The sequence below is a fragment of the Marinomonas sp. UCMA 3892 genome, assembly GCF_012726345.1.
In the GTDB taxonomy this organism is placed as follows: domain Bacteria; phylum Pseudomonadota; class Gammaproteobacteria; order Pseudomonadales; family Marinomonadaceae; genus Marinomonas.
Genome location: NZ_PTXN01000034.1, coordinates 1 through 11,768 on the forward strand (window position 1 = coordinate 1; position 11,768 = coordinate 11,768).

Here is an 11,768-nt window from a genome sequence, read left to right on the forward strand (position 1 = left end):
CTGACGCCCTGTTAACAATGCCACCCTCAAACACAGCCTAGGTCTGACTGAGTATCGGGCTTTGCGCTATTTTGCACGCTTACCCACCTAAACTGCCGAAGCAGGTTCACTTGCGTTGTGTACTGTTAACTTCCTATCGCTTCCTTCAGACCCTGCCGTTGGCCAGCAACGCCCTTGCGATTCGGATTCTCTTCCCCCCAGTCGGGGTGAGACAGGTTTCTTACAACCTGACGGGTTTGCCAGCTTCGCTGGGCAAACAAAAAAGGGGAGTCGCTTAATTGCGATTCCCCTTTTTTATTGGATAACTTTCTAGTATGTAAAAATTATCCGCGTTGACGTTTTGGAAGTACGTCACGTAATGCATTAGCCATATCTGTAAGCGCTTTCTCTGTCGTTGCCCAGTCAATGCAAGCATCAGTAATGGATACACCGTATTCTAGATCGCTTAAATTAGCCGGTACCTTTTGGTTGCCCCAGCCAATGTTACTTTCGATCATCAGACCCATAATGGATTGGTTGCCATCAAGAATTTGTTGAGTTGAGTCTTCTGCAACTGTTACTTGGCGCTCAGGTTTTTTGCTGGAGTTCTCATGGGAAGTATCGACCATGATGTTCACTTTCAAATTGGCTTTTGCCAATTCTTGTTCTGCTTCAGCCACAAATTTTGTTTCATAGTTCGGTTTGCCACCGCCACCACGAAGAACTATGTGTCCATAATCGTTGCCTTTTGTGTTTACAACGGTCACTTGACCTTCTTCGTTGATACCCAAGAAAGAATGTGGATGAGAGACAGATTGCATTGCGTTAATAGCAACGGTTAAGCCGCCATCTGTTCCATTTTTAAAGCCAACCGGGCCAGATAGACCAGATGCCATTTCACGATGAGTTTGTGACTCTGTCGTGCGCGCTCCAATAGCAGACCAGCTAATAAGGTCTTGAATGTATTGAGGTGAAATGGGGTCCAAAGCTTCGGTAGCAAGTGGAAGGCCAAGCTCGGATAAATCTATAAGCAGTTTACGTCCAATACGGATGCCTTTGTTGATATCAAAGGTGCCATCTAGGTTAGGGTCGTTGATTAAGCCTTTCCAACCGACCGTTGTGCGTGGCTTTTCAAAATAAGCACGCATGATGATATATAGCGTGTCATCCAATTTTTCGGCAAGCACTTTTAAGCGTGCAGCATAATCTAAGGCTGCTTTTGGATCATGAATAGAGCATGGCCCAATAACGATAGCTAGGCGGTGGTCTTTGCCATCCATGATATTTTTTATGATGTCGCGGGATTTCGCTACATGGCTGCTAACGCTTTCGCTAACTGGCAGCTCTTTTTTTAATTGGCTCGGTGTTACCAGAGAGGTAAATGAGGCAATATTTAAGTCTTCAAGACGTTTGTTACTCATTGCGGGGTTTCCTGCTTTTTTGCTTTTAGTTATAGCTGCTTACAATATCGTGTTTTTCCTTTTGAATGAACCGCTTCCCTATGATTTTTTGACTTTTTAGAAGAAAAGATACTTCACGCCAAATGATAGCAAAGCGGTTGCTAATACAGGTTGTAAAACATGATTAGGTACATGGCTTGCGATACGGGTACCAATATATATTGTTGGTATGGAGCCAATTAAGAGAGCTGCTAGTAATGAGTAGTCAACGTTGCCTAAAAAAATATGTCCAGTGCCTGCAACTAGGGTTAGTGGTACGGCATGCGCTAGATCGGTGCCCACAATGTTTTTTGCTCTCATGATCGGAAATAATATCATCATGATGGCGGTTCCTAGGGCACCAGCGCCAACGGAAGTAAGAGTAACTAAAACGCCTAAAATAAATCCGCAGACAAAGACGATTTTTGTGCTTTGGTCTTCTGATATGTTGAAGCTAAGCGCCTTGGTTAGTTTGGCTCTAAACAATATAACCATGGCAGTGATAATAAGCATCATGCCTAATGTGCTGGTTAAAATTTCTTGATAGTGATCGGGCTTTTCAAATTGTGATAATGCCCAAACGGTTATGAGAGAGGCGGGAATGCTTCCTGCCGCCATTGCGAACACGATTTTCCAGTTTACATTACCGCGTTTAGCATGCATAACAACGCCTGTGCTTTTTGCAATGCCTGCATACATAAGATCTGTGCCAATTGCGATATGGGGAGGGAATCCAAACATTAATAAAAGAGGTGTCATAAGTGAACCGCCACCAACGCCCGTGATGCCAACAGCCAAGCCAACCGCCGCACCTGCAGAAATGTACCAAAGAAAATCCATTAGAAAGCCACATTGAAGTTATTTAAGCTGGCAACACTAGAGGTTTTTTACTATTCTATAAAGTAATATTTTATTATGTTTTTAACTCTTTTTCGAATAAGGCAGACGATGAAATTACAGCAGCTTAGGTATATATGGGAAGTGGCACGTCATGACTTGAACGTTTCGGCCACGGCACAAAGCTTATACACGTCGCAGCCTGGTGTTAGTAAGCAGATCCGCCTTTTGGAAGATGAGCTTGGTGTAGAAGTTTTTGCGCGGAGCGGAAAGCATTTAACACATGTGACACCAGCAGGCGAAAAAATTATTGCTTTAGCGGGTGAGGTGCTTAGTCAAACACAAAATATTAAGCGTGTTGCGAAAGAGTTTAGTGATGAGCGAAAAGGGTCGTTGGATATCGCCACAACGCATACACAGGCTCGATATGCTTTGCCAAAAGTGATTAATCAATTTATTGAAGGTTATCCTGATGTTAGTTTGCATATGCATCAAGGGACACCAATGCAAATTGCTGAAATGGCAAACGATGGGTTGGTAGATTTTGCGATTGCAACAGAAGCGTTAGAGTTATTTGGTAATCTGGTTATGTTGCCTTGTTATACGTGGAACCGTTCAGTGGTAGTGCCGAAAGACCATCCTTTGGCAAAAGTGAATAAGCTTACTTTACAAGCTTTGGCTGAATATCCTATCGTCACGTATGTATTTGGTTTTACGGGCCGGTCTCAATTGGATCAGGCGTTTCAAGAGGCTGAATTACAACCAAATGTAGTCTTTACAGCAGCGGATTCTGACGTTATTAAAACTTATGTGCGCTTAGGGCTTGGTGTGGGGATTGTTGCTTCAATGGCTCATGACGAAATGCAGGATGCGGATTTGGTCGCGTTAGATGCTTCGCATCTATTTGCAGACAGTTGTACAAAAATAGGCATTCGTAGTAATACGTTTATACGCGGCTATATGTATAAATTTATTGAGTCTTTTGCGTCGCATCTGACAAAAGATGTCGTAATGGCTGCGATGGAGGCTGGGAATCGACAAGATGTTGAATTATTGTTTAAGGATGTTGAGCTTCCAAGACATTGAGCTTTATCCCTAGGGATTGATTGCAAGATACTGGTCATCAGGTAGTAAAAAGCCGCAGCATAATTTTTATGGTGCGGCTTTTTTCGTTTTATATGGTTTGTTCTAGATAAACTAAAAGAAATTATTTTTTTAGTTTGAAAGCCATTTCGGCTATGCGTTTACCTTGCGCTTCACAAAGTGCTTTTTCATCATCTGTTAAATTGTTTTCAGAAGCGCTATTAGCTAAATGGCTTGCGCCATAGGGTGTTCCACCTGCTTGAGTATTAATGAGCTCTTTATTTTTATAGGGTAAACCAAGCCAGACCATACCATGATGGATTAATGGGGTCATCATGCTATGGATGCATTGTTCTTGGCCGCCATGCATGGTGCTTGCGCTAGTGAAGCCGCAAGCGGGTTTATCTATTAATTGGCCTGTTAGCCAGAGTGTCGATGTCTGATCGAGGAAGTGTTTCAGAGGGGCGGCCATACTGCCAAAATAGGAAGGTGATCCTATCGCAAGCCCTGAGCAGTCGGCTAATTCTTCCAAAGTACAGTAAGGTGCCCCATCGTCTGGTAGTGCTGGAGAGGCGACTTTTGTTATGTCGGATACTTCTGGAACTTGGCGTATCTTTGCTTCCATGCTGTTGGTTTTGTTGATGCCGCGAGCAATGTACTTAGCCATTTCAGCGACTGAGCCGTGACGGCTGTAAAACAAAACTAATACGTAAGGTGACTGGGTCATTCAGTAGTTCCTATTTAGTTGCTCACATTTATTCAAATAATGCTAAGACATTTTCGGGTGGGCGACCAATCTTTGCTTTATCATTGTGTATAACAATAGGTCGTTCTATTAGGCTTGGGTGCGTGTGCATGGCTTGCAGACGTTCTTCGTCGGTAGATTCTTTGCTTAAACCAAGTTCTTTGTAGATGGTTTCTTTAGTGCGCATGAGTTCTAGTGGTGTTATATCTAGTTGTGTAAGTAATGCTTGGATTTCTTCGATACTTGGGGGATCTTGCAAATACAGACGAATTTCAGGTTGGATATTATTTTCTTCTAGAAGTTGTAATGTTTGGCGGGATTTTGAGCAGCGAGGGTTGTGGTAAATAGTGGTCATGTTGGCTCCTATTTATTGCTGGATCTCTGTAGGTATAAAAAAGCCTGACGAAAGTAATTACTTTTGTCAGGCTTGGTGGTTTTATTTTTTGCTTAAAATAAACTCGACTGCGTCAGCAATGGCGATGTCTTCGTTGTCACCAGCTTTGCGGTATTTGTACTCTAATGTGCCTTTTTCTAGTCCTTTATCGCCAACAACTAAACGGTGCGGGATGCCCAGCAGTTCGCAATCTGCGAATTTGACTCCTGGACGTTCTTTGCGATCATCTAGCAATACGTCTAAGCCTTTTGCTTTTAATTCAGCGTATAGGCGGTCACATTCTGTACGTACAGCTTCAGATTTGTCGTAGTTCATCGCAACAATGGCAATATCGAATGGTGCGATGCTTTCTGGCCATAAAATACCTTTTTCATCGAAGTTTTGCTCGATTGCTGCGGCGACGATACGAGAAACGCCAATTCCATAACAACCCATGTGCATGACTTGCGCTTTTCCATTTTCGTCAAGGACGGTCGCTTTAAGTGCTTCGGCGTATTGTTGGCCAAGTTGGAAAATGTGACCAACTTCGATACCGCGTTTAATGACGATAGTGCCCTGACCGTCTGGAGATGGATCACCTTCTACAACATTACGGATATCTGCAACTTCAAATTCAGCGCAGTCACGTTCCCAGTTTAATCCAGTGAAATGGTAGTCGTCTTTATTTGCGCCGGCGCAAAAGTCAGACATAACAGCAGCGGAGCGGTCAGCAATTACGCGAATGCCTTTTTCAGCAAGGCCTTTTGGTCCGATAGATCCAGGAGCGCAGCCTGTTTTGGCGATAATGTCGGCTTCATCAGCGAACTCAAATGGTATAACTACGCCAGCTAGTTTTTCAACTTTGATTTCGTTGATGTTGTGATCGCCGCGTAGCACAAGGGCTGCAATAGTTGGTTGGTCATTTTCATCAACGGCTTTAATTAGCATGGTTTTAACCGTGCTAGTAACATCTAATTTTAAGAATTCAGCCACTTTTGCAATTGTTTTGCAGTCAGGTGTGAATACTTCAGTAATATCTTGCGTTGGTGCGTCGGCTTTTTCTTTTAAGCAAATGGCTTCTGCAAGCTCGATGTTGGCAGCGAAATCGGATGAATCGCTGAACGCAATGTCGTCTTCACCTGAGTCGGCTAGTACATGGAATTCGTGTGAATATGCTCCGCCGATGCTACCTGTGTCTGCACGAACTGGGCGGTAGTTAAGGCCTATGCGGTCAAATACATTGCAGTAGGCTTTATGCATGATGTCATATGTTTCTTGCAGTGATTCCGCGCCAACATGGAATGAATATGCATCTTTCATGCAAAACTCTCGTGAACGCATTACACCAAAGCGAGGGCGAACTTCGTCACGGAATTTGGTTTGGATTTGAAAAAAATTCATTGGTAGTTGCTTGTAGCTGGTTAGCTCGTTACGCGCAAGCTCTGTGATGACTTCTTCATGGGTTGGACCAAGGCAATACTCACGACCGTGACGGTCTTGCAGGCGAAGTAATTCAGGGCCATATTTTTGCCAGCGCCCTGTTTCTTGCCACAATTCTGCGGGCTGAACGCCTGGCATCATTACTTCAAGAGAGCCTGCTTTTTCCATTTCATCGCGAACAATATTCTCGATTTTACGGAAAACTTTAAGGCCTGTAGGTAGCCAAGTGTATAAGCCTTTTGAAACTTGGCGAATCATGCCTGCGCGAATCATTAACTGGTGGCTGGTAACGACTGCATCAGTTGGTGCATCACGTAGGGTGGAAAATAAATAGTTGCTTGCGCGCATAATAATATCGGTACTTTAAAGTTGAGTGATTAAAGTTAAATTGCAAAAAATATCAAATTACAAAAAATGCCTTAGCCTGCGAAACGGGGCTCAGTCTGGCCTTTTACATTCGTTTCTAGGGCAAAAATTCCGCCTGCTTGGGGAAATTGCTTGAGCTCTTCATCTGTTTGTGCGCCACGGCAAGTGCTCACAAAAAGGGTTGTCATTTCTGGTCCACCAAAGGCAACCATGGTTGGGTAAGTTGCAGGAACAGGATATTCTTCTAGAATTTTACCTTGTGGGCTAATTTTTACAACGCGCTGCCCTTGATAAAGAGCGGACCAGTAATTTCCTTCACTATCAACTGCGGCGCCATCAGGGCGGCCGTTGCCATGTGGAAATTGAATGAAAACGCGTTTGTTTGTTGCTGTACCTGTTTCTAGGTCGTAATCAAACTGATAAACCACATGATTTGGAGTATCTGAATAATACATAATGGTGTTGTCAGGAGAGAACGCTAGGCCATTAGATGTCCAAGCTGCTTGGTCAATCATGTTTTCTTTGCCGTCACTGAATTGATGCAACGCTCCCTTAAAGGCATCTTTTGGAGAGTACATTGTACCAGCTAAGAAACGGCCTTTAGCATCACAGCGGCCATCGTTAAAGCGTGTTGTTTTTTGATCGTAAGTGGCAAGCCAATAAGGTTTTAATTCAGCATTTAGGTGCTCAAACGTATAGACGCCAGAACGGAATGCAGCGATAAAACCACCGTTTTCAATTAGTGAGAAGCAACCAATTTCTTCGTCGAATTCGCGGTGTGTTAGTTTTTTTGATTTTGTGTCGTATGCGTATAGTATGAAAGAATCTATATCGACAAAGTAGAGCGTTTGAGTACGCTCGTCCCAACGAGGACATTCGGCTAATTTTGCTTGTGCATCCACGGCACATTGCATATCAGTCATGCGGGCTCCAAGTCTCTGAGAGTTTTAAAAATTAGGGTGCTATAGTGCTTATGAAAGCCTTTTTTGTAAATAGGAAGATGTAAAGATGTTTGAGTTAAATCCTGTGTTAGGTCGTGATTCCATTCTTGTTGGACACTTTTCATTGTGTCAGCTGCGTCTCATAAATGATGCTCAGTTCCCTTGGTTTATTCTTGTGCCTCAGAGGAATGACATTACAGAAATATACCAACTTGTAGAAGAGGACCGTCAGCAATTGATGGCTGAAAGTTGCCTGTTGGCGGAAACGCTTCATGATGCTTTTTCCGCAACTAAACTGAATATTGCCGCTATTGGCAATCAGGTGCCGCAATTGCACATGCATCATATAGTTCGTTATAAGACTGATCCCTGCTGGCCTAGCCCTATCTGGGGGAAATTGGATGCCATTCCTTATTCAAAAGAAGACTTGGCTGAGATTTTGCAGAAGATTCATTCGTTATTGAGTGATGATTTAACACTACCTAGCGATGGGGCTGAACTTTACTATTGAGAAAAAGCCCTGAATTTGTATTCTATACTGAGTGAAATTTAGCCAACTTGGAACGCGTGTTTTATGAGCATAAGCAAAAGGAAGAAGGCCATACAGAAAGTTGTTAAGTTATTGAATTTAGCAACCTCTACTAATTCAAGTGAATCAGTAATGGCTTTACGCCATGCGGAGTCGCTGATTAGGCAATATCAGGTTGCTCAGCGAGAGCTGCCTATATTACAGCTATGTGACCGGGCTATGCTTTACCGCGTGAGTTGGGGTGGGGCGACTCCGCGATATCAAAAAGAAGCTACTGTAAAATCATCCTCCGAAGGATCTGTATATCATCGTCGCTTCAGTGAAAAAGATAGTGATCCTAGCCGAGCATATGAATCTGCTCGTACTATTCTTGATGATATGGATCTATCTGGTTTTCATAATGCTGACATTTCACCTCATGACTCAATTTTTGCGAGTGGTGAGAAGGTTAATGGCGAAAAGGTCTGTGTTAATAATAGCGATCAAATGGCTTTTTGTATGGATGCTCAACCAGAAGAGGTTGAGTCAAATTTTGAATTAGATTGTGATGATGTCGGTGAAAATAACATGACAGCGGAAAGTGTGCAGGAAGATGTGGTTGTTGCTGCAGGGGAGGGTAACGAAAATAGATCGGATGGCTCTGCGAGCTATACCTCCAGTGATAATGTGATTAATGCAACTAAAACTTTCCGTCCAGGTAATCATGAATTTACTGAAACGCTTAAAACGCAATATGCGACAAGTGATCCAAATGTGCCATTCATGGAAGATGATTACTGGTCAAAAGTTTATGAAAAACTTGCCGACTTTGACGAGGCGAAAATTCAAACTGATATAGAGGCTTTAGATAAGCAGCTTTTGTTGGCTCAGGAAAATTTACAGTTTAAAAAGCAAAGGCGCTATGAGCATGAACAAGAAGAGTTGCAGGAGCGTGCCGAACGAGCGCGAATTGAGCAAAGTTTTGAAGAGGCTATCGAACGAGCTTTTCAGGCTAGGGCAAAATCTTATGAAGCTTGGGAAAATAGCTGTACCAAGATTCGTATGGCTCGATTAAGAGATGAGCAAGAAGCAGTTCAAGGATACGATGCAGTTAGTCATGCTTTATTGAAAAACAAAGAGTCTCTTAAGCAGCATTTACAGCGTAAAGAAGATTATCGGGCTGCCAAAATAATGCATGAGCTACGCCGTCATCTTGTGCTTGCTGTATCCGTTGGTGAGAATGCTACGGCTTCTTATGAGAAGGTAATTGATATCATGTCTGAAAATGGCCTTTCTCTTAAGGATTTAGAATTTTCCGATATCAAAAATAAGAGTTTGTTTATTCGTTTATTGGAGCGTGAGTCGGCTCTTATTTCAGATGTACATGCAAGAGAAGCTTATACTGAAGAGATGCTGGATAAATTTTTAACTTCAAATCTAACGAAAAAAGAATCACGAGCATCTGAAAATCCGATCCAACATATTCAGCGTTTGTTAATTGCTGCGAGCGAAGGTGGTCAGTTCGAGACTCAGAAGAATTTAGAGCAAGTTATTTACTTAATGGAGACCAATGATATAAGTGTTAGAGATATTGGTTATGGTTTTATTAAAAAATATTCTGTATTTATTCGTCTGATTAACTGGGAGGCCGAGCGTATTGCATCTCTACCTGAGCGGGAAAAATTCACCGCCCAAATTCTAGAGGAGTATATTCAGCACTCTGTGCAGAAGCCAAAATCAGATAGAGAGCAGAAAGCAAATCGTTAGGCTGTTTGCCTAAAACAACGAGCCATTTCTTATTTATACCCCTCATTCATTCAATTGATGAGGGGTATATTTCTCTAAAACCCACCATAAAGCTTTCTTTGCTGGGCTGCATCTTTTACCATTTCGTTTTCGATTCAATCGTAATACTCAGCAGGAGAGAAGCATGAGCATTATCAAAGAAGATGATCTGATTGATAGCGTTGCAGACGCATTGCAGTTTATCTCTTATTACCACCCTTTGGATTTCGTAAAAGCGGTACATGAAGCGTACGAGCGAGAAGAGAGCAAAGCTGCGAAAGATTCAATGGCGCAAATTCTGATTAACTCTCGCATGTGTGCGGAAGGAAAGCGTCCAATTTGTCAGGATACGGGGATTGTTACCGTATTTGTAAAAATTGGTATGAATGTTCAGTGGGAAGGCACGAAAAGCGTTACTGATATGATCAATGAGGGTGTGCGTCGTGCTTATCTTCACCCAGATAATGTCTTACGTGCTTCTATTTTGGCTGATCCTGCTGGTGCGCGTAAAAATACCAAAGACAATACGCCTGCTGTTATTCACATGGAAGTTGTTCCTGGTGATACTGTTGATGTTCATGTTGCTGCTAAAGGTGGCGGATCTGAAAACAAATCTAAAATGGCAATGCTAAACCCATCTGATGATATTGTTGAATGGGTTAAAAAGACTGTTCCTACTATGGGAGCGGGCTGGTGTCCTCCTGGAATGCTTGGTATTGGTATTGGTGGTACGGCGGAGAAAGCCATGGTTATGGCAAAAGAATCTCTAATGGAGCCAATTGATATTCATGAATTGAAGGCGCGTGGTCCACAAAATCGTGTAGAAGAACTGCGTCTAGAAATTTTTGAAGCAGTAAATAATTTAGGGATAGGTGCGCAAGGCTTGGGTGGCTTAACAACCGTGCTTGATGTGAAAATCATGGACTACCCAACTCATGCGGCGTCTTTGCCTGTTGCCATGATCCCAAATTGTGCTGCTACGCGTCACGCACATTTTGTGCTTGATGGTTCTGGTCCGGCGGATTTGGTGCCGCCATCATTAGATGATTGGCCAGAAATTACTTGGGAAGTCGGAGAAAGTGTTCGTCGAGTTGATTTGAACACAATTACGCCTGAACAAGTAAAAGAGTGGCAACCTGGCGAGACTGTTTTGTTAAACGGTAAAATGCTAACCGGTCGTGATGCTGCCCATAAGAAAATGGTTGAGATGATTGCTAACGGCGAAGAGCTTCCCGTTGATCTTAAGGGGCGCTTCATTTATTACGTTGGACCTGTTGATCCAGTAAGGGATGAAGCGGTGGGGCCTGCTGGACCGACGACAGCAACACGTATGGATAAATTTACCCGCACAATTTTAGATAAAACAGGTCTGCTTGGCATGATCGGTAAATCTGAACGTGGTCCTGTTGCAATTGACGCGATTAAAGAGTTTGGTGCAGTTTACCTAATGGCGGTAGGTGGCGCGGCTTATTTGGTTTCTAAAGCAATTAAAAAAGCAGATGTTGTTGCCTTTCCTGAACTAGGTATGGAGGCTATCTATGAATTTGATGTTGTTGATATGCCTGTAACTGTTGCAGTAGATACCTTGGGCACATCTGTACATATTACAGGGCCTGCTGAATGGAAAGCCAAAATCGAAGCACAAGCGCTCGAAATTAAGTAATCGACCTTTGATTATTTAAGAAAAGTCACTGTATTTAACCATATAGTGACTTTTTTGTTTATAAAGTGGTTGCATGGATGAAAATAGTCTGTATTATACACCACCTCAGCCACACAGCATGTGTGGTGACGCTCTTTAAAATAGATAATCAGATAATTTGTGTGGGCGCTCGCTGGAGGCTTCAGAAGATTGTCCGGATTAGTTTTTAACTGATTCGAGATGATCAAAAAAATTGAAGTCTTGCGAAACGTCTAACACGTCAATTCGCTTTATGTTGTTTTGTTGTTCTTCGGGATGATGAAATGATTAAGTTATTGTTAGTGTAATAGATTTTGAGTAAGCAAACTTTTTAACTGAAGAGTTTGATCATGGCTCAGATTGAACGCTGGCGGCAGGCTTAACACATGCAAGTCGAGCGGTAACAGGGGAGCTTGCTCCTGCTGACGAGCGGCGGACGGGTGAGTAACGCGTAGGAATCTACCTAGTAGAGGGGGACAACATGTGGAAACGCATGCTAATACCGCATACGCCCTAAGGGGGAAAGGAGGGGACTTTTCGGAGCCTTCCGCTATTAGATGAGCCTGCGTAAGATTAGCTAGTTGGTAGGGT

At 42.9% G+C, this 11,768-nt stretch carries 10 protein-coding genes and 1 rRNA gene; 5 read left to right on the top strand and 6 right to left on the bottom strand.

The features are described 5' to 3' along the window. Positions 1 to 323: 323 nt before the first annotated feature. Together B6N13_RS22995 and B6N13_RS23000 are read right to left on the bottom strand one after the other, a co-directional pair. Positions 324 to 1,400 carry a 3-deoxy-7-phosphoheptulonate synthase gene (locus tag B6N13_RS22995; RefSeq protein WP_169460724.1) on the bottom strand — a complete coding sequence of 359 codons (1,077 nt, stop codon included), beginning with the start codon at positions 1,398 to 1,400 and terminating at the stop codon, positions 324 to 326. A 96-nt stretch (positions 1,401 to 1,496) separates the two neighbouring features. Continuing rightward, entirely contained in the window at positions 1,497 to 2,258 is a 762-nt protein-coding gene (locus B6N13_RS23000) for a sulfite exporter TauE/SafE family protein (RefSeq protein ID WP_012070043.1), read from the bottom strand. Positions 2,259 to 2,366: 108 nt separating this feature from the next. Between B6N13_RS23000 and cysB the strand changes: the two genes are divergently transcribed. Continuing rightward, entirely contained in the window at positions 2,367 to 3,341 is a 975-nt protein-coding gene (gene cysB / locus B6N13_RS23005; RefSeq protein ID WP_169460725.1) for an HTH-type transcriptional regulator CysB, read from the top strand. A gap of 121 nt (positions 3,342 to 3,462) precedes the next feature. Here the strand turns inward: cysB and wrbA are convergent, their stop codons facing one another. The 4 genes from wrbA to B6N13_RS23025 all read right to left on the bottom strand — a co-directional run bounded on the left by wrbA (position 3,463) and on the right by B6N13_RS23025 (position 7,185). Then, entirely contained in the window at positions 3,463 to 4,065 is a 603-nt protein-coding gene (gene wrbA, locus B6N13_RS23010) for an NAD(P)H:quinone oxidoreductase (protein ID WP_169460726.1), read from the bottom strand. Positions 4,066 to 4,093: 28 nt separating this feature from the next. Continuing rightward, complete coding sequence (gene arsC, locus B6N13_RS23015) at positions 4,094 to 4,438, bottom strand: arsenate reductase (glutaredoxin) (RefSeq protein WP_012070040.1); 345 nt, start codon at positions 4,436 to 4,438, stop codon at positions 4,094 to 4,096. Between the two features lie 81 nt (positions 4,439 to 4,519). Beyond that, complete coding sequence (locus B6N13_RS23020; protein WP_012070039.1) at positions 4,520 to 6,244, bottom strand: proline--tRNA ligase; 1,725 nt, start codon at positions 6,242 to 6,244, stop codon at positions 4,520 to 4,522. A 71-nt stretch (positions 6,245 to 6,315) separates the two neighbouring features. Then, positions 6,316 to 7,185 (bottom strand): SMP-30/gluconolactonase/LRE family protein, encoded by an 870-nt coding sequence (locus B6N13_RS23025; protein WP_169460727.1) that lies wholly within the window; start codon positions 7,183 to 7,185, stop codon positions 6,316 to 6,318. A gap of 85 nt (positions 7,186 to 7,270) precedes the next feature. Between B6N13_RS23025 and B6N13_RS23030 the strand changes: the two genes are divergently transcribed. From B6N13_RS23030 to B6N13_RS23045, 4 genes are all read left to right on the top strand, one after another. After that, the gene (locus B6N13_RS23030) at positions 7,271 to 7,714 is read left to right on the top strand and encodes an HIT domain-containing protein (protein ID WP_169460728.1); all 444 of its coding nucleotides are present in this window, start codon (positions 7,271 to 7,273) and stop codon (positions 7,712 to 7,714) included. Positions 7,715 to 7,777: 63 nt separating this feature from the next. After that, a complete protein-coding gene (locus B6N13_RS23035) occupies positions 7,778 to 9,478 on the top strand; it encodes a DUF2786 domain-containing protein (protein ID WP_169460729.1) in 1,701 nt (566 codons plus the stop codon). 163 nt (positions 9,479 to 9,641) lie between these two features. Continuing rightward, the gene (locus tag B6N13_RS23040) at positions 9,642 to 11,159 is read left to right on the top strand and encodes a fumarate hydratase (RefSeq protein ID WP_012070035.1); all 1,518 of its coding nucleotides are present in this window, start codon (positions 9,642 to 9,644) and stop codon (positions 11,157 to 11,159) included. Positions 11,160 to 11,509: 350 nt separating this feature from the next. Continuing rightward, positions 11,510 to 11,768: ribosomal RNA gene (locus B6N13_RS23045) — 16S ribosomal RNA — on the top strand; the annotation flags it as partial.

Bases quoted from the DNA above. Each gene is read 5' to 3' on its own strand.
- B6N13_RS22995 (WP_169460724.1), bottom strand. From the start codon at position 1,400: ATGAGTAACAAACGTCTTGAAGACTTAAATATTGCCTCATTTACCTCT.
- B6N13_RS23000 (WP_012070043.1), bottom strand. From the start codon at position 2,258: ATGGATTTTCTTTGGTACATTTCTGCAGGTGCGGCGGTTGGCTTGGCT.
- cysB (WP_169460725.1), top strand. From the start codon at position 2,367: ATGAAATTACAGCAGCTTAGGTATATATGGGAAGTGGCACGTCATGAC.
- wrbA (WP_169460726.1), bottom strand. From the start codon at position 4,065: ATGACCCAGTCACCTTACGTATTAGTTTTGTTTTACAGCCGTCACGGC.
- arsC (WP_012070040.1), bottom strand. From the start codon at position 4,438: ATGACCACTATTTACCACAACCCTCGCTGCTCAAAATCCCGCCAAACA.
- B6N13_RS23020 (WP_012070039.1), bottom strand. From the start codon at position 6,244: ATGCGCGCAAGCAACTATTTATTTTCCACCCTACGTGATGCACCAACT.
- B6N13_RS23025 (WP_169460727.1), bottom strand. From the start codon at position 7,185: ATGACTGATATGCAATGTGCCGTGGATGCACAAGCAAAATTAGCCGAA.
- B6N13_RS23030 (WP_169460728.1), top strand. From the start codon at position 7,271: ATGTTTGAGTTAAATCCTGTGTTAGGTCGTGATTCCATTCTTGTTGGA.
- B6N13_RS23035 (WP_169460729.1), top strand. From the start codon at position 7,778: ATGAGCATAAGCAAAAGGAAGAAGGCCATACAGAAAGTTGTTAAGTTA.
- B6N13_RS23040 (WP_012070035.1), top strand. From the start codon at position 9,642: ATGAGCATTATCAAAGAAGATGATCTGATTGATAGCGTTGCAGACGCA.